Origin of the sequence: Robiginitalea sp. SC105 (assembly GCF_014243345.1) — a bacterium.
In the GTDB taxonomy this organism is placed as follows: domain Bacteria; phylum Bacteroidota; class Bacteroidia; order Flavobacteriales; family Flavobacteriaceae; genus Robiginitalea.
Window position 1 is genome coordinate 397,695 of the sequence record NZ_JACLZF010000002.1, and the last position, 17,178, is coordinate 414,872.

Sequence of the window (17,178 nt, forward strand, 5' to 3'; positions counted from 1 at the left end):
GCGTAAGGTGCGGAAGAAGCGGAGCATTTGCAGTATAGAGATTTAGGTACTTTTAATATTCCTTGTCCAGTTCACTTTCAATGGCAAACAGTAAATCATCGATGGCCTCCTTCAGGGAAAGCACCTGTATTTCTACAAGCCAGTTGTATTTGTTGATCAGGGTCTTTAAAAAATAACGAAACTCCTGATCCTCCCTGAGCGCCTCATAGTCAAGAGGAACCATTGGACCTTTCACTTTATCCGCATCGTACGAATCGTATGATGAGAAATTGTTATCCTGTTTCCAGGTCTCATAATTGCCCGACCAATAAGATTCGAAACGGGTTGGGAAAAAGTTCTGTGACGCATTTTCAATCATTTCGCGATACTGATTCAGCGTCCGGTTCAGGTTGGTATACCGCGATTCATAAACGAGACTTATCTTTTCCCTTAAATCGTCACTGGTTATCAGGTTTAAATTACTGGATCGGTAGTTTTGGTATACCCCTGCTTTCACTTGTATAGGCCAGATACTCGTGGTTGCGCCGAAGTGGTAACTCAATGAATCCTGATACTGCAGCCCTTTGTCCATGTAATCGAGAATGAGCTTTGCCGAGTGCTTGATTTTTGCGTTTATTTTCATATTCGCTTCCAACTTTACGAGGTCGCTCTTCAGGCTTTCCTGAAATTCATGAAGTATTTCCCTTTTGTGGATTTTCAGCTTTCTATCTTCATTCCAATTGTCGATCTGCAAAGCAATCAGGATCCCGATGACCACCAATAGGATTTCCCCAATGGCATAAAGCATGTATTTGCTCAACCGGTTTCCGGCAAGGAGTCGTTGGCGTAAGGCGCGGAAGAATTTCATCATGGATTTTTCACAATTTGAGAATCACAAATCAATGTGCTATTTGTACGAACTGATTTCGGTCTCGATTTCTTCAAGTACGCGACGGGCCATTGTCCTGCCTTTGATGGCTCCCGTCAATCTCCAACTGGCATTGTCCTTAACCTCCCTGAGCCGGACAACCAGGGCGGGATCATTTTTTATAAAGGCAATCGGATCCCTTAACCCAGGGATGTCACTCATAAGAAAACTATAGGTGTCCCTGATATAATCATTTAAGTCCTGGAGACTTGAATTAGATATCCCATCACTCCCAAAGTGCCAATCAAGGGCACTGTAGTAGTCGCTTAACAGGTTTTTCAATTTTTGGTTCTTAAGCTGGGAATAGGATCCCGTGCTCTTGAATTCCTCCATGGCATAATCATGGATAATCATGGCGCGGGGCCTGTTTATCCATGTAAATGTTTTTTGGTTAAATTCCAGGTTAAACGTATCGGGGATCGCGCCATTCCATATCCGCTGACTATTCAAGTTTCCTGCAATGGTGTCTGCCTCATGGGTGTCAACGTTGATCAGTCTCAGCAAGTGCTGTAATGATATCAACCGGAATTCATTGTTGCCCTCAATCTCCCTCAGTAGTTCATCATCTTTTATTATGGCATCCGCAAGGTTTTCGAGATTTAACTTTATTTCTGTACGATTGATTTTCTCTTCATTCCAATTATTGATCTGTAAAGCAATCAAAATCCCAATAACCACCAACATAATCTCACCAATGGCATAGAGCAGGTACTTGCTGAATTTGCCATCAGTCAAGAGTATTATGCGGATTTGTCTGAAGAATTTTATCATCAATTTTTCATGATTTTTAATTTGATCCTGGCAATTTAGTGTCAATCAGAGCAATCAGCTTATCAGCTTGTTCTATTTTAACTGTCAATTCTTCAATGTAGCCTCGACGGTAGCCGAAGGATCTTTGAAGCGCATTTCTTACCCCTCTATTCTTATAGATTTCCATAAAGTCGAAATCAACCTTAGGGGCACTTGGGTCTATTTGGTTGTAATCTACATTCGGATGAACCTGAAGAATTTCCAGTTGTTGCAATGTTTCGCCCAGTTTGGTAATAGCAGCGTTAATCTCCTGGGTTTCCTGAAGATATGTCAGGAATTGACGATTCAATTCTTTGTCGATTCTGTCAATTGTGCCCTGTGCAATTACCAAATCATTCCGGTTGACATTTTTATCGATAGGGCTGAATATTTGAAATCGACTCAGGGCTGCAACGATTTCCCGATGTTCATCTGAAGTTAGCGCTGGCGAACCCCTGTCGAAAAGCGCTATGGTATTTTTAATGTTGTCATTTATGCTTTGATATTCCGACCTTCTTTCGGTAAGGGCAGTGAGGTCCACGGTCAACTCAACCTTCAGGTTGTTCAGAAATTCCGTGTCCTGATTATGGGTTTTTCTGAACTCATTCCAGTTGTCAACCTGAAAGGCTATCAAAATGCCAATAACCACCAGCAATACCTCGCCTACCGCATACAACAAGTACTTGCTGAACCGGTTTCCGGCAAGGAGGCGTTGACGGATTTGGCGGAAGAAGCGGAACATGGTTGAGGTTGGTTGTTTTAACAAATTACGAAAAAGAAGGGTTATTACCTTATTTGGAGTCAAGAGACTCCTATCGACATCTTGCCCTTGGATATCCCTTTTTGGCTATTTAATGCGGAAAGTGGTATTTTGAATGAAATAGGGGGTTTTCCCTCCCGGCTATAACCGCCCCATTATGGCTTCTAAAAAGCACGATATGAGAAATTTGCTTCTGATTGTACTGGTTGTGGTGGCCCTGGCCATGATTTACCTCTCCGTTCGTTTGGATGCCCTGCCTCCCGGCCTCACAGGGGTTGGATTTATTGTAATTGCTATTTTATTCAGACAGCAGAAGACGTAAATATTTACAACCAAGCTTATCAGGCCTTTTTGCTCTAAGTTTTAGGCAGCAGGTCCATTTCCCTTACCGCATACAGCAATATTGTTGAATTGCCGGGGGTTTATGTTCAGGAATGTCCTATTTAGTTAGAGTTAGAATTATTTCCACAGAAAGTACTACATCGGGCGTTTGAGGATCATCATCCAGGTCCTCCGGGCTGCTCTCGGAGATCGTTGCACTCCAGGTAGTATTTGAAATGGAATTGATGGTCATGACGGTGCTATCAGTGCCTTCGATTAGCGTTAATGTCTTTTCATCCGCACTTAGGCTCCAGGTGCCGCTTGTGGACCTATCACCAAAATTTGACACATATGTGTTATCGGATTTAAAGGTAATTGTGCCTGATACATCCGATTCTAACAAGGCTTCAAAAATTTCATATTGAACTTCTGCTTCAGAAGCAGAAATCCCTTCCACCTCGACCAGATATTCAACGAGTGATTGAGACCCTACCAAAATATTAAAGTCAAAGCTCGTAACGGACCAAGTACCGACTAACAATTCCTTCGTACTCAAGTTGCCGTTATCGCCGTCATCATCCTTATTACAGCTCGTAAAGCCGATTAGAATAGTGATGATAAAAAACCGGAACAGGATATTGCCTAATTTTTTCATAGCGCATAGTTTTTAACTCCAAATGATTTCCTTACTTATACTTTATGGGATGTACGCCACAAGGTATTTTGAAATGTGAAGCGGGGAAATGACCGGCATCATATGGGGGTTGAAATGCTCTTGCAGACCAAAATAGTTTATTAGCAAAATGCGCGACCTATTCAAGGTTCCGGGTTTAGCGGGCTTTTTCATTTAGACTACGGAGCTTCACAGGATTATGAGCGAAGCGAGTACTTCCGGCATTATCATTTAAAGCAGGTGCATTTCCAAAAACATTTATTTCAGCTTACAACAGGTAACCTTACTTATAAAATGCCTCTTTTTCGTAATTTGATGAAGTAACCAACCTGAACCTATGCTTCGCTTTTTCCGCCAACTTCGTCAACAACTCCTCACCGAGAACCGGTTCAGCAAATATTTGCTGTATGCGCTTGGCGAGATCTTACTAGTGGTTATTGGAATCCTGTTGGCACTTCAAATTGATAATTGGAACGAAGAACAAAAGGACCGGCGCACAGAACTTGGAATAATTAAGAATCTGAAGGAGGAATTTCAGGTGAACTTATTGGAGTTGGATGGCGTTCTTGAGGGATTGAATACGACCAAAGAGGCTAATGTTCAACTTATGGGATTCTTCGGTAAACCAGTGGATGAGCTGAATTTAATCAATATTGACAGCGTAATGTATTTATCTGTTGAATTTCAGCGTTTTATTCCTGCCCAGAACGCCCTTACAGACTTACTTCAATCCGGCAGGCTGCAGTTGATCACCAATGAAAGCCTTAAGAATCTACTTTATGATTGGTCCCGGATATTAAGCCAGGCAGATGAATCCTATTCCGGGATAGATCAAAAATTGGAAGTGGATATTTTGCCCTTTCTGACTCCCCTTTACCCTTTGAAAGACATAGATATGTACGGTCCCCTTGAATGGAAATATCCAAGCCGCCTTCCCAACAACAAGCTGGAGGTGTTTGCGCAAATTGAATATGAAAGTATCGTGGACGATATGTTATATCGCTTGGTTCGGCACGAAAAGGATTTGGAAAAGGCACGGACAATTTTGATAGATATTCTAGGCATAATCGAAAACCAAAAATAAATGGTTTCTTCCCGAAACCGGAGCTGAATTATTTAGGAATCGTGGGCAGCACAATTAGACATTACGATTCGGACCCATAAACCCCATACGCATCACACTGAACACCGAATCAGCAAATACCCACTGTATACGATAGCCTTGATTTTTGACGCCGCTTTACTCGTTCTTTTTTCTTTTTGCTCCTCTTCCGATGATTTTGACTCGGATCCACCAATTCCTGAAACGAAATTTGAAACTTTTTACAATGATAGCCTTACAACTGATCCAGATCCGGATCACAGGGTGTATGAAAACAATTAGATTAGGTTTTATCCATGCAGGTGATGGAAACCTATTTAATTGAAATCCAAACCTAACTCGCTGATTATTGGTGCCTTCTAAGGGAGAGAGAATCAATATGGGTATATTTGTTAACTACCACTCCAAACTATTTGCCTGTGCTGTGAACCTGAGCCGATCTACTAATTCGTCTCTTTGCTCATATGTGAGTCCAATCGTTGGGATTGTCCTGAGTACCCTCACCTTGATTTCGGCGGGCTTGGTATAAACTGACTTGTAGGGCAAGGATTGGTAGGTGCCCTCTATGATAAATGGAACTATGTCGGACTGACTCTTTATCGCCATCACGACAGGGCCTTTTTTATATACATTGAGCTTCCCGTCCCTGGATCGCTTACCCTCTATGGAAATAACCATATTGCCCCCCTTTTGTAAAAATGTGTTGGCTCGGTTCAGCGTGTTTTTTGCTTGCGTAGACCATTGCCGGATAATCACAAAGTTGGCAAGAGCCAAAAACCAGCCTAATACGGGGTAAAGAGCAAATTCAATATTGATTATGCCTCTCAGTTTATGGACAGGTAGGGTAGGCACAATCAGTGAGTCCAAAAAACTGCTTTGATTCAGAAGTACAAACACCATATTTCCATTAGTTTTTATACTGCTGTCTTCAAATTCAAAATGTATCTTCAGTCCAAAGAATCTGAAGTAAAGGTGGAGGTAACTTTTGAAAATGCGTATCGCTTTCCAAAGGTCAAACAATCGGATAAATGCTGCCAGCACAAAGAAGAATACCCCAAGAATGCAGAATGCAATTAGTTTTAGTATATACCATGTTGTCGAAATAATTTTCATGTACATGGTTTTATTCTCAACTAATACTCGCCCTTTTAAAACAACAACACTCAGTTCACTGATAAAGTAAATCGGAACCGGTGGAAGAAGCGGAGCATGGGTTAAGGTTGGTAGCCCCTTCGATTAATCAAATTCACCCAATGGTTTGCCTGCCAGCTCTTTATCATTTTCCGGCGGATAAAATGGGTACAAAAAAGTTGGTTTGATCCCGTGCATTGCAAATTAAGAGCAGTGCAATTTAAAGCCCTATCATGGTGTCTTTGAGCGAATAAGCAATATAGAGAACGTCTTTTTTTGATTGTTCGTCAATATGGTGCTTGTCGAGTGCAGACATGATATCATCCACCACATTATAGTATTCACTAACACTTATATTCATGCCCCTGTGCGCAGTGGGCATATCCATTCCGGTATATTCTTCAGGCCCTCCGCTACCGGACGCCAGGAAGTTGATCAGGTGTTGCCTAACTTCCGCAAAATGATTCGGGTCATCCTTCAGGGGTAAAAACCGGGCTTTCACAACCGGGTTGGTCATATGGAGTTCAATAATGTCATCAACGAGGGCTTCAATGCCACTGGCCCCGCCGAGTCGCTCATAAAGTGATTTTTGGTTGGTTGTTTCCATGATTAACGTATAGTTGGTTGTTTAATGTGTTATTGAAGATAGTGATTTGTTGACGATTTGTGATCCTTCTTGAAATGCCTTTTTCGTTGGATTGCATCGTTTAAATCAGTTGGATTACGTCGTTTACATTAGTTCGATCTTCATAAAGGGCACCAAGTTATTTGTGTGCATGCGGTATGCCCCCATTTCGTCGGCAATTGGTGCCGGCCCGGACTTTTTCATTGCTTTTTGTATCTTAAGAGGATGCAATCCCATCCAGAAAAAATCATCCGGTCTATTTGTCTGACGCGCAAGCGTGGTATCCGGGTATGCCTGCCATGAGACGACCGAAATTTTCACTTGGCAGCTGGGCCTTTTCTTTTGGCCCCTTTGAGAAGGACCCATGGTCTTTCGAAGCGTTTTTAGCATATGCGGCCCGGGCCGGTTATGATGGGGTCGAGATCAATGGATTCCATCCGCATCCCCACCCGGATGTCTATGATACGGACCAGAAGCGGCGTCAACTCAGGTCAATTGTTGCCGCGCATGGCCTGGGTATTTCCGGATATGCCCCCGATTTTCGCGAGGTCCCGCCGGCACGGGTGGCCCCGTCCGACTACCTGAAGGCCCTTGCGAAATCCGTAGCTTTTTGCAACAGCCTGGAAATCGGCGTGGTCCGTGTGGACTCCATAAGCCCGCCGGAGACGTTGGAGGCCAATGAATACAAGAGAAGGTTTGAACGATTGGCAACGACCTGGCGGGCGGCTGCCGATCTGTGCGCCTCGGGGGGTGTACTCCTGGTGTGGGAATTCGAGCCGGGTTTCTGGTTGAACAGGCCGAGCGAGATCGTCGCCTTGGTGGAGCGAGTGGACCATCCGAATTTCAAGGTATTGTTCGATACGAGCCATGCGTACATGTGTTCGGAAACCGGAGCCCGTCACCCGGGCAAAAGGGAAATCCTCGATGGGGGGATGCTGGAACTGTACGACAGGCTATCAGGAAATATCGGGCACTTCCACCTGATCGATAGCGACGGGACCCTGCACGGTGAGGAAACCAGTACCCATGCCCCTTTCGGAACCGGGAAGATCGAATTTGAAAAGGTTCTGGCCGCCATGCGCGGCGATGTTGAAAAGTTGGAATGGTGGTGCTTTGACTTTTGTTTCTGCCCTACGACCGAACGCGACGCAAGGCGCGCCATCCCCTTTGTGGAGGGCATTTTAAAACAACTTTCATGAACTACGCGGATAACAACGGGGTCCGGATCGCCTACCAAATCCGGGGTAGGGGGGAACCCCTGGTGCTGCTGATGGGGTTTGGCGCCGACGGGAACGCCTGGGAATCCCATGTTGCGCGCTATCAGGATCAATTTACGTGCGTGCTGATCGACAACAGGGGAGTCGGGCAGTCGGATCAGCCCGAAGGCCCGTATTCCACCGCCATTATGGCCGGGGATGCCGTGGCAGTCATGGAGCAGGAGGGCATCCAAAGGGCGCGGGTCGCGGGCATCTCCATGGGTGGGGCCATTGCACAGCAACTTGCGATTTTATATCCCGGTAAGGTCCATAGCCTGGCCCTGATCAGTACCTGGCCCAAATTCAACCGCTATACGCAGACGGTCTATGAAAATCTGAAAAAGATCCGTCCGGTCTGCCCACCCGATACGTTTATGGAACTGTTGCAATTGTGGATCTACGCTCCGCCGTACTATGAGTCGGGCCGGGAGCGGCTCCGGGCGGCGCAGTCCGCCGCTGCCAAAGCCCGTCACCCGCAGTCCCGGAAAGGCTTTGAGGGCCAGCTCGATGCCTGTATACAGCACGATACCACCGCCCGGCTCCGTGAAATTACCGTGCCTACCCTGATTACAGTGGGAGAAAGGGATATCTTCACCCCTCCGGCGTATTCGGAGGAGCTCCACCATAAAATCCGGGGCTCCCAATTGGAACGTTTTCCCGATGGGAGCCATGTGCATCATTGGGAGGACCTCGAACGGTTTAATGAGTTAACCTTGGCATTCTTTAAAGATACCTGAGATCCCCGGCAGAAAGAAACAACCAAAAGAGCAAGGGCATGTACCCTATAAAAATAGCATGCGAGACGTATACCTGGCAGATGCCCGGTGAACAGTACAAAGGAAAGCTGGATCATATCCTGCGCGTCATATCCAAAGCGGGTTTTAGCGGGATCGAACCGGAGACCAGTTTTTTTGGACCCCTGGAAGACCCGGTACGGATGCGGGAAGCACTGGATGCCTGCGGCCTGGAACTCGCCGCCCTATGCCATGTGGAAGACTGGAGGAACCCGAAGGAATCAGCCGGGGAAGCACATCGGGCCGGAAAATGGATGGACTTTTTAGCGCACTTCCCGGATACCCTGTACCTTCTGGTTCAAATGCCGGGAAAGGACCGGCAGGATTTAGTGGCGCGGCAGTCAAATGTGCTCAGCTGCCTGAACGCTATCGGCGCCCGTGCCTCAGCCCGGGGCATCGCCTGCTCCTTCCATCCGAATTCCCCGGCGGGATCCGTATTCCGCACGGCGGAGGACTATGCCGTCTTGATGGAGGGGCTCCACGCCGGGCCTGTAGGCTATTGTCCGGACGTCGGCCATATTGCCAAAGGCGGGATGGACCCCGTGCAAATTCTGTCTGCTTACCGGTCCCTGGTCAACCTGGTGCACTATAAGGATATCCATGCGGATGGACGCTGGGCTCGCACCGGTACCGGGGTGATCGATTTTGCGGCCATAACCGGGTATTTGAAGGCCACAGGGTACACCGGATGGATTGTGATGGAGGACGAGTGCGACCGGGCGATATCGGATCCGGATGGTTTGACCCTTGAAGCCGGGAAATATCTCGACGGGACCCTCAAACCTTTGATCGGAAACATGACGCCATAACATCGTAAACGCAATATATTATGGGAAGTAACAGGAGGAAGTTTATAAAGGACCTGGCCCTGACAGGGACGCTCCCGATTACCGGTTCCCTATTGGCCGGTATGGGGTCGAATCCGGTTGCTTATTCGGAGCCGACGGATGTAAAAATCGGGTTCAACCTGCTCGCCTGGTCGGCCACGGTTTCGGAAGATTTGGACCCCATCATCGAACGGTTGGCGGGCCTGGGATTCCACGGCGTGGAATGCGCCATGGGAGCGAGGGAGGCTGCCGCTTACAATCGTTTTGGTGAACGCGCGCGGAGCCTGGGCCTCGGGGTGAATTGCGTGCTGGCCGTCGGTCCGGATACCAACCCGGTTAGCCCATCCGCGGCCGTCAGGGAAAAGGCGCTCGATGAAATCAGGTGGGCCATTGACAGGGCCGCCAGCATGGATGCCCGCGTGATCTGCGGCCCTTTCCATTCTGCTTTTGCGCACTTTACCGGCGCCCCGCCCACCGATCAGGAGTACGGCTGGAGCGCCGGGGTACTCCAGAAGGCTGGGGACCATGCCGCACAGGCCGGTATAACCCTTGCCCTTGAAGCCCTGAACCGCTTTGAGTGTTATTTGTGCAACACTATGGATCAACTCACTTTTCTGGTGAACCGGGTTTCCCATCCCAGCGTGCAGGCTATGTTTGACACGCACCATGCAAATATGGAAGAGAAGAAATTCGCAACTGCAATTGCCGCCGTCTCACCTGTCCTCAGGCACGTCCATATCAGCGAGAATGACCGCGGAACCCCGGGGTACGGACATGTCCCCTGGGAGGAAACCTTCCGGTCGTTATCGGAGAATCGCTATACCGGATGGCTGACCATTGAGGCCTTCACCAGGAATGACCCGGATTTTGCGAATTCGATTAATGTCTGGCGCAATTTTTCGCCGGTCTGGGAGATGGCCGAGGAAGGGCTGGGATTTATCCGGAAGATGTGCGACGCCTACCGGCTAAACTACCGGTGAATTATCAACGGTGGAAGGCCCGGGGTTTATCAGTGCCAGCCACTGCCCCCACTAAGATGGGGAAGTGCAACGCAAGCCGCTGTCCCGGCCCAAGTATCTAATTAATGACCAACCTTTCCATCGTGGTCAATTCCGGGGTCCCACCCCGGTTGCCGCAACCCGAAGCCGTATACACGGCTCCTCCGTAAACGACCAGGCCGGTCCCATGCCGTCCCTGGTTGAAGCTTGGGTAACTTCGCCATTCCCCGGTTTCCGGGTTGAGGCCTTCAACCTCGGCATGGGCCTTTTCCTGCAAAGTTGATTCTCCGCCTGCGACCAGCACATGCCCGTCGAAGACAGTGGAGAACGTTCCAGCCCGTTCAGTAGGGATCGGTTTCGCTACCGTGGACCAGGTATCCGAAGCTATGTCATAAACGTCCACTTCGGCCACCGTACCGCCGAACGGCGTATCCGCCGACCCGGTATTGCGGCCGGCCAGGGCATAGATCCTGCCCTTGTGCATGGCGGCCTGAAAATGGTCCCGTGTCCGCGGCGCATCCGCCAGTACTTCCCATTCCCCGGTTTTCAGGTCATAGCTGTCCGCCCAATTTTTGTGGTCGCCGATATGTCCGTTTTTGATCCCGCACAGCATGTATATTTTGTCCCCGGACAGGACATTGCCCGTGGATCCCCTTTGGCGGTTTTCCGGGATGGCATCCCCCCTGGTCCAGGTATTGCTTTCCGTATCGTAAACATAGATATGGTCCACCGGGTATTCCGCCGGATAGCCACCGGTTAAGGCTCCCAGGATATAGACCTTGCTGCCCACCACAACCGGTTGGAAATGGTGCATTTCAATGGGGGGTTCCGGTCCCTCGGACCAGATGCCGGTTTGTGTGTCGTAAATGCTTACCGGACGGATGCCACGGCCGCCAAGGAGATAGAATTTGTCGCCAACGCCTACAAAGGCGGCCTCGTGGCGAGCAACGGGTTTGCTGCCGTCCGTACTTTCAACGAATTCCCAGGCGGGATCGGTGCGGTCAGTTTCTTCTGCCGCGGTAGCCGAATCATTATTTTTGGAAGTACGCTCCCCACCGTTGCAGGCCAGCAGGGAAAGGGTGAACAAGGCGGCGATGGGTATAACGGGAAGGCGGATCATGTCAAAGTAATTATTTCCACTTGAAGATACGGCATAAAATTTTAGGATTTGGGGATTTGGGATTAGGAGGAAGCAGGATTTCCTGCTTATAATGTGGTGGCCATCCCTCTGGCTGCCGGCGTGCTATATACTACGGGTTTTGTGCTCGGACCGGCGATAGGGGCGGTATACCACAGAACTCCGGTATCCGACCAATAAGCGCCTATCTCCATCAATATGTTGCTGAGGCCCCAGTGTGTTCAGATATTGCCTGAATGGGCAGACCGTAATCCGAATCCTGTCCCTGGTTCTCAATTCATTAAGCCGGAGAACAACAATTTTTGTAATTTGAAGAGGTAACCAACCTCAACCATGTTTCGCTTCTTCCGTCAAATACGCCAGCGACTCCTGACTGACAATAAATTCAGTAAGTACCTGCTGTATGCGGTTGGAGAGATTCTCTTGGTGGTGATCGGGATTTTGATTGCGTTGCAGGTAGATAATTGGAATAATAAGCGAGAGGATAGGCTAAGGGAAGAAATACTAGTGAAAAATATTATCCAGGACCTGACCGACGACGGAGTTACTTTAAATCAGCTGATTCAACAGGCGCTATTCAAACAAAATATCCACCTTCAGTTGTACGATGCGACCCGTGCGGATTCTTCAGGCGATGATGGGGAGATCTTCACCTCCGAGTATCTGGAATATATCGACCTGGTAAGCCAAACCTGGGATAATCACAGGAATTCGCCCCAACTCATCTCCGATCTGGAGATAAGAAATCAACTGAACCGGTATTTAAGCGATTATCAGAAGGCTGCCAAATATGTTGACATCAGTAATGGTATTGTAACAGAGGCCCGTGATTTTAACAAAGAATACGACCTATTAAACCTGGAGGCTGTGTTTCGGTCAAGTCCGGATAATCAGGACTTTGATCCTTCCCAACTTTTAGATTCTGAACAATTACTTAAAACTTTGCGATCAGGGGCATTCGATCAGGTGGTTGTTGAACTTTTTCTCAGTACACAGGATGCGCTGCAATGGCTTAACAACCTGCTTCGGCAAAACGAGACGCTGGTCGCATCTCTGAACACTTATCTGGACAAACTGAATAAGCCATGATCCGCTTCTTCCGCCAGCTCCGACAACGTCTAATAGCCGACAATCAATTCAGCAAATACCTGCTGTATGCGGTTGGGGAGATTTTACTGGTGGTGTTTGGGATCATTATCCCTTTACAGGTTAGACAAATTGGAAGAATCCCAAAAAGAGCGTAACGGCAAAAAATATATGGGGAGGAGGCAGCACATTCGGTTTTAATAAATAATCTGATCGCTTGAAATATGAAACTTAAAAAATTAGTTCAATGGGTAGAGCTTGTTGCAAACATTGCAGTTGTAATCTCAGTGGTGTACCTTTCCTTAGAGGTACAAAAAAACACGAAAGCCATTGAATCTCAATCCATAAAAGACAGATCTCAGAGACTAAATCAACCCTATATAAATTCACCCCTTATTCCATCAATACTTGCTAAGATTAAGCAAGTCGATGGTCCAGAGCCGGGAGAAGCAAATTTAATGAACCGTTATAATCTTACTTATGAAGAGGCCGCAATATATGGTAGATATACAACTGAAATTATGAGTGGCCTGGAAGCGGAATACATTCAGGCTGGCCCATCTCAGGGACTCATAGAACGTGTTCAGCTTTTATTTCTTTTTCCGGATATCTATATAGCCTGGGATAATGGTTATTTTCCTCAAATCCAATCCATTGAATTTAAAGACTATGTATCACACATTAGAACACTACCTTTAGCTAAGATGGTATCTGACTATAAAAATGCCTTGGATTCTTTAAAAACACTAAAAATTGAGAACACAGATACTATTCGCCAATGAATTATCGAAATTGATATTACAAAGTTTCTGTTTATTTAATCAATAAGACCTTATTTGAGACAGTACGGCGAAAATCGAAAATTGGCCTGTTGTTTTTTCGTACCCTCGTCAGGAACCGCTTAGTTTTCTAGTGCTGCCAATTGAATCACCAGCTGCTCCCGCTTTTCAAGCAATACCAGATATTCGTTCTCCAGGTTTTTGACAATGGGGTTTTCCGAAGAGGAAGACCTAAGCAAACGCGTCATTTCCTGACCTAAATCCTCCAAGCGTTCGGTTAGGACTACCAGGGATTGTTCCAGACTGTCCCGGACCTGAACGGTCTGAGTCGTTTCGGGTGCTATAACAGGGTCGGTTTGTGCCAGGCAATTGGAAGTCAGGGCGAAGGATAGGATGACCAATAGTTTTTTCATATAATTGGGATTTTTGGGAAGATGTTGGTTGAAGTCACAAGGATAGGCAAACTGGCCCAGGATTCCTTACGGCTATGCACAAATGACCTAAAAAACTGTGTTGCTGGTTCTATTCGTAGCCCCGCTAGGAACCAAACCAATTAAATAACCCAATATTTCACTTCAAATCGGGCAAATTTTGGGCAAATTAAAAAAGGCTCAACTGAAATACATCAGCTAAGCCTTTGACTAACATGTGACCACGCCAGGATTACCTTCGCTGCGCTTGGTTTTCCTGACTATCCCATAGTCTGCATCGAAAGCTCCAAACCTGTGGTTTGCGCCTTGTTTCGCCTTCACTTCGGCAATCAAGAAAGCTTTCTGCTCAATTTGCTACACTCCGAATTGAGGAGAAGTCACAATTCCATCTTTACCGGAACCTCAATGTATCCGTCCCCATACCACCTGATGATCAAAGGCTCTTGTGCATCCTCAATGGTTTCCTTGCTCACATCTTTGCCTGTGCCATAATTAATCTCCGTGAATGGTAACTTAGATCCACTAGGTCTGAGAATATGCCTAAATGGGCAGACTGTGATGCTTATATTAACAAAAAACACCAAACCCGATACCTTTATGTATCTGAATTACCTACCCGGTTATCTCATTACATCAATCCGTAATTCTCTAATTACTTTAGAATCCAGTTAAATTCTACCAGATTGAAACAATACCAATCGCAGCCACACCACCTACAACCAATACAAAGACCAAAGGTATTCCAATCCACAGCATGGTTGAGCCAATTTTGTCTTTTAGCTTAACCGTTCTGATATCTTCAGTACGCAATAGGCTTTTGATCAGTTTTCCGGATTTCTTAGTCACACCATAAAATTGTCCATCCTCATAGGTGATGTATTTGTACTCGGCGGATTCCCCATTGGAGTTGGTGATTTTCGTCTGGATATGCTCCTGCTCTGCTATCTCCAGGGTCGTCGGGTTCCTTTGGTAAGCCACACAGCTCTGGAACAGGATCAGGGAGGTCATCAATAGTAAACAAATTATCAGGGTCTTTGATAATGGTTTCATGCCTCTGGATTTATCTTAAACTAAGATAGGTAGTGGACCACATAAGCATGTCCGGTATTTTGCTTATCACAAGTTTTCGGACAACCGATCCAGGGTAATAGCTAAATTGATTTTATAATCCTATAGGGATCTAATTTTAAATTTTAAAGGATGTGGACTTACCGACTTTTTTTTGTTCTATTTCTACTGTTGACCTTTTCTTCCTGCAATAAGATTGGGGTTTGGGATGATGTTGAGATTCCTTCACTAGGTGGTTTCGGCAGTTTTGATTCGGATGGGCTTTGGGAAGGGCTTGGCAGTTCTGATTGGGAATATGGTAGTTTTGATTGGCAGGGATCTGATTGGGATTACTTCACTTTTAAGTTATGGGCCGAACAGGACTTCTATTGTGAAACAACAGAAATGATGTACCGCAATCCTGTTTATTATCAAGGGCCAAACGTTAAGTTCTATAGTAATAATCAGTTTACTGTAGATTTAGAATTTGTCCATGGGGAATTATATAGCACATGGCAGAAAAATATTTTTTTTGACACCCATAGCAGGACAGGTGAATGGTATTTAATCGAGGAATCTGAAGATAAGGTAACCTTTGAGTTGATTTATGAAGTAGATGGCCAAGAGCGGATAGAGATATTGGAATCACGACCTACAGTGATTCAAGAAGCAGACACTACACTTTATTACACAAGTTGGATTGTTAGCCGAGAATGTTTGAATCGGGACACGGTCTCAGTATGGAGCAATACATGGGTAGATTACATGGAGACATGGAAGAATTAACCTGTACCATTCCAGATTGTCTAAATTTTGACACTTAGAAGAAGGCGAGATCATTTACCTGGAGTTTAAGGCAACCAAGAAATATGGCATGGAGAAGAATGGCCCCAGGTTCTATTTTTAAGTTGCCGTGTCGACCAACAAGCAACGATCTCCCCCAAAAGGTAGCTTAGGTCCACTACGGCTGAGATCATGGGTTAATGGGCAGACCATTTTTCTATTTTGTAGAATTTGATTTGTGATACCCAAATATCAATATTGGCTTTCTTAAAATCGATATATTGTTCATATATAAACAATTGGAGGGCAATACTATGGATGTAGGAACTATAAACCAATGGGCTTCTTTAATAGCCAATTTAGGAGTACTAATCGGGATAATTTTTCTTGCAATGGAACTGAGACAGAATACTAAGAATCTGGCTGCCCAGGCAAGGGCTACCTATTTTTCAAGTCTTGCTGATACTTTTAGGATTCCGGCAGAGAATATTTCACTTACCGAGGCTATGGCAAAGGATCAGAGTGGAAAAGAATTAACCCAAGCTGAACGTTGGCAAGTAATGGCATTTTGGACACGAGTTCAAACAACAGTTGAGTGGGGATATAAGGAACTGCCCCGATCGGAATTTCTGCATTCTCTGCCATTCCAAAAAATCACCTATGACATGATGCCTTTATATCGAGCTTCATGGCAAGAACGAGAATCCCTATTCGATCCTACATTTTACGGATTTATGATGAAGAATGTTTTTGACAAAGGCGATCTTGAAAATAATTTAGACAAAAATGATTAGGTTACCATAGGGACCAATTAGCGACGATATTTCCTGAAAAGTAGCTGAGGTCCACCCTAAGAGAGATAATACTTAAATGGGCAGACCGTGCACGCTAAAACGAATAGATGAAGCCACTCTGATATTATCGTTTTGCCATTAATCAGGGAAGTTTTGTTCTTGAAAGCACGGTAAGAAAAGCCTTCCCGCTAACCCAAGCAGCCACGCCCCCAACTATAAAGCCACTAATAAAAATCTCCATCGGCCAACTAAGGTCTAACTTGTCCCCTATGAACATAAAGAAGAGTGCCGTAGGTATCAGACTTAAAAAGAGCCCAATGATCCATAATAAAAGCCATCTATTAGTCTTAATTCCTTTTTTAGTTAAAAAGAAATATTGAGCTATTCCTGCAAAAGTGCCACTGCCTACGGTTACAATAATGGGATCGAGCGGTCCGGGCAGGTTACCATAGCCCATTAATCGTAAAGGCCAATCTATTATAATGACCATTAGTCCAATGCCAATGGCCGTAACTAATACCCAAGAAAAAGGTCCTAATCTATTATTAATATTAATTGATTTTAAAACAATTGACTGCAAATACCCAATAAAGGCTCCAAAAACTATAGAAACAATGAGCCTACGAATATACATCCATACCGTAAAATCCCAGGTCTGTTCAGGTGCCCAATGCTTCTCAAAATCAAATCCGTATTTTAGGGTAAAATCAAGCTGAAGCCAAAGGACAAAGCCAAGCCCAAAGCCAGCGGCGTTAACAAGAACCCATTTGAGCAGTACATTTGTTTCCATCGAATTGTTTGCTAGTCAGCCAATTAAAGATATTAAAAATCTGCAAATCAGGCCTTTTGGAGTTCATCACTGCGTTCTCACTGAAAAGCAACGGATTCATTGGATTATCGTGAATGCCCTTTAGTTTCAGCTTAAGTTCTCCTAGGT

The 17,178-nt window shown here is 45.9% G+C and carries 21 protein-coding genes; 11 read left to right on the plus strand and 10 right to left on the minus strand.

Features of this window, described 5'->3' with window-relative positions; all coding sequences use genetic code 11:
* Positions 1 to 52 precede the first annotated feature (52 nt).
* Genes H7F20_RS10860 through H7F20_RS10870 form a run of 3 tightly spaced genes read right to left on the minus strand, consistent with a single transcriptional unit; the run spans position 53 to position 2,438 of the window.
* On the minus strand, positions 53 to 850 hold the full coding sequence (locus tag H7F20_RS10860) for a DUF6090 family protein (RefSeq protein WP_185786206.1): 798 nt from the start codon (positions 848 to 850) through the stop codon (positions 53 to 55).
* A gap of 36 nt (positions 851 to 886) precedes the next feature.
* Positions 887 to 1,678: a DUF6090 family protein gene (locus H7F20_RS15890; RefSeq protein WP_221898766.1), complete on the minus strand. Its 792-nt coding sequence runs from the start codon at positions 1,676 to 1,678 to the stop codon at positions 887 to 889.
* Between the two features lie 16 nt (positions 1,679 to 1,694).
* Positions 1,695 to 2,438, minus strand: a complete 744-nt coding sequence (locus tag H7F20_RS10870; RefSeq protein WP_185786207.1) for a DUF6090 family protein — start codon at positions 2,436 to 2,438, stop codon at positions 1,695 to 1,697.
* A gap of 196 nt (positions 2,439 to 2,634) precedes the next feature.
* Between H7F20_RS10870 and H7F20_RS10875 the strand changes: the two genes are divergently transcribed.
* Positions 2,635 to 2,778, plus strand: coding sequence for a hypothetical protein (locus H7F20_RS10875; RefSeq protein WP_185786208.1), 144 nt, complete (start codon positions 2,635 to 2,637; stop codon positions 2,776 to 2,778).
* A gap of 117 nt (positions 2,779 to 2,895) precedes the next feature.
* Here the strand turns inward: H7F20_RS10875 and H7F20_RS10880 are convergent, their stop codons facing one another.
* Positions 2,896 to 3,432 carry a lipocalin-like domain-containing protein gene (locus H7F20_RS10880; RefSeq protein ID WP_185786209.1) on the minus strand — a complete coding sequence of 179 codons (537 nt, stop codon included), beginning with the start codon at positions 3,430 to 3,432 and terminating at the stop codon, positions 2,896 to 2,898.
* A gap of 355 nt (positions 3,433 to 3,787) precedes the next feature.
* Here H7F20_RS10880 and H7F20_RS10885 point away from each other — a divergent pair, with 355 nt between their 5' ends.
* Positions 3,788 to 4,534: a DUF6090 family protein gene (locus H7F20_RS10885; RefSeq protein WP_185786210.1), complete on the plus strand. Its 747-nt coding sequence runs from the start codon at positions 3,788 to 3,790 to the stop codon at positions 4,532 to 4,534.
* A gap of 414 nt (positions 4,535 to 4,948) precedes the next feature.
* Here the strand turns inward: H7F20_RS10885 and H7F20_RS10890 are convergent, their stop codons facing one another.
* On the minus strand, positions 4,949 to 5,665 hold the full coding sequence (locus tag H7F20_RS10890) for a 1-acyl-sn-glycerol-3-phosphate acyltransferase (protein WP_185786211.1): 717 nt from the start codon (positions 5,663 to 5,665) through the stop codon (positions 4,949 to 4,951).
* Between the two features lie 238 nt (positions 5,666 to 5,903).
* Positions 5,904 to 6,290 (minus strand): group 1 truncated hemoglobin, encoded by a 387-nt coding sequence (locus tag H7F20_RS10895; protein WP_185786212.1) that lies wholly within the window; start codon positions 6,288 to 6,290, stop codon positions 5,904 to 5,906.
* A 317-nt stretch (positions 6,291 to 6,607) separates the two neighbouring features.
* On the opposite strand from H7F20_RS10895, the gene H7F20_RS10900 reads away from it, so the two are divergent.
* From H7F20_RS10900 to H7F20_RS10915, 4 genes are all read left to right on the plus strand, one after another.
* Positions 6,608 to 7,507 (plus strand): sugar phosphate isomerase/epimerase, encoded by a 900-nt coding sequence (locus tag H7F20_RS10900; RefSeq protein ID WP_185786213.1) that lies wholly within the window; start codon positions 6,608 to 6,610, stop codon positions 7,505 to 7,507.
* Positions 7,504 to 8,301 carry an alpha/beta fold hydrolase gene (locus tag H7F20_RS10905; RefSeq protein WP_185786214.1) on the plus strand — a complete coding sequence of 266 codons (798 nt, stop codon included), beginning with the start codon at positions 7,504 to 7,506 and terminating at the stop codon, positions 8,299 to 8,301. Before H7F20_RS10900 ends, H7F20_RS10905 begins: the two co-directional genes overlap by 4 nt.
* An 80-nt stretch (positions 8,302 to 8,381) precedes the next feature.
* The gene (locus H7F20_RS10910) at positions 8,382 to 9,167 is read left to right on the plus strand and encodes a sugar phosphate isomerase/epimerase family protein (RefSeq protein WP_370588524.1); all 786 of its coding nucleotides are present in this window, start codon (positions 8,382 to 8,384) and stop codon (positions 9,165 to 9,167) included.
* Positions 9,168 to 9,187: 20 nt separating this feature from the next.
* Positions 9,188 to 10,165 (plus strand): sugar phosphate isomerase/epimerase, encoded by a 978-nt coding sequence (locus H7F20_RS10915; protein ID WP_255444066.1) that lies wholly within the window; start codon positions 9,188 to 9,190, stop codon positions 10,163 to 10,165.
* Positions 10,166 to 10,262: 97 nt separating this feature from the next.
* On the opposite strand, the gene H7F20_RS10920 is transcribed toward H7F20_RS10915, so the two are convergent.
* Positions 10,263 to 11,303 carry a kelch repeat-containing protein gene (locus H7F20_RS10920; RefSeq protein WP_185786216.1) on the minus strand — a complete coding sequence of 347 codons (1,041 nt, stop codon included), beginning with the start codon at positions 11,301 to 11,303 and terminating at the stop codon, positions 10,263 to 10,265.
* A 351-nt stretch (positions 11,304 to 11,654) separates the two neighbouring features.
* On the opposite strand from H7F20_RS10920, the gene H7F20_RS10925 reads away from it, so the two are divergent.
* From H7F20_RS10925 to H7F20_RS10935, 3 genes are all read left to right on the plus strand, one after another.
* Complete coding sequence (locus H7F20_RS10925; RefSeq protein ID WP_185786217.1) at positions 11,655 to 12,410, plus strand: DUF6090 family protein; 756 nt, start codon at positions 11,655 to 11,657, stop codon at positions 12,408 to 12,410.
* Positions 12,407 to 12,565 (plus strand): hypothetical protein, encoded by a 159-nt coding sequence (locus H7F20_RS10930; protein ID WP_185786218.1) that lies wholly within the window; start codon positions 12,407 to 12,409, stop codon positions 12,563 to 12,565. Before H7F20_RS10925 ends, H7F20_RS10930 begins: the two co-directional genes overlap by 4 nt.
* A gap of 66 nt (positions 12,566 to 12,631) precedes the next feature.
* Complete coding sequence (locus H7F20_RS10935; RefSeq protein WP_185786219.1) at positions 12,632 to 13,189, plus strand: hypothetical protein; 558 nt, start codon at positions 12,632 to 12,634, stop codon at positions 13,187 to 13,189.
* Between the two features lie 119 nt (positions 13,190 to 13,308).
* On the opposite strand, the gene H7F20_RS10940 is transcribed toward H7F20_RS10935, so the two are convergent.
* Complete coding sequence (locus H7F20_RS10940) at positions 13,309 to 13,599, minus strand: hypothetical protein (RefSeq protein WP_185786220.1); 291 nt, start codon at positions 13,597 to 13,599, stop codon at positions 13,309 to 13,311.
* Positions 13,600 to 14,292: 693 nt separating this feature from the next.
* A complete protein-coding gene (locus H7F20_RS10945; protein WP_185786221.1) occupies positions 14,293 to 14,667 on the minus strand; it encodes a hypothetical protein in 375 nt (124 codons plus the stop codon).
* Between the two features lie 150 nt (positions 14,668 to 14,817).
* Here H7F20_RS10945 and H7F20_RS10950 point away from each other — a divergent pair, with 150 nt between their 5' ends.
* Positions 14,818 to 15,450 carry a hypothetical protein gene (locus H7F20_RS10950; RefSeq protein ID WP_185786222.1) on the plus strand — a complete coding sequence of 211 codons (633 nt, stop codon included), beginning with the start codon at positions 14,818 to 14,820 and terminating at the stop codon, positions 15,448 to 15,450.
* A gap of 311 nt (positions 15,451 to 15,761) precedes the next feature.
* Entirely contained in the window at positions 15,762 to 16,241 is a 480-nt protein-coding gene (locus H7F20_RS10955; RefSeq protein ID WP_185786223.1) for a hypothetical protein, read from the plus strand.
* Positions 16,242 to 16,383: 142 nt separating this feature from the next.
* On the opposite strand, the gene H7F20_RS10960 is transcribed toward H7F20_RS10955, so the two are convergent.
* Complete coding sequence (locus H7F20_RS10960) at positions 16,384 to 17,031, minus strand: hypothetical protein (protein WP_185786224.1); 648 nt, start codon at positions 17,029 to 17,031, stop codon at positions 16,384 to 16,386.
* Positions 17,032 to 17,178: the final 147 nt, after the last annotated feature.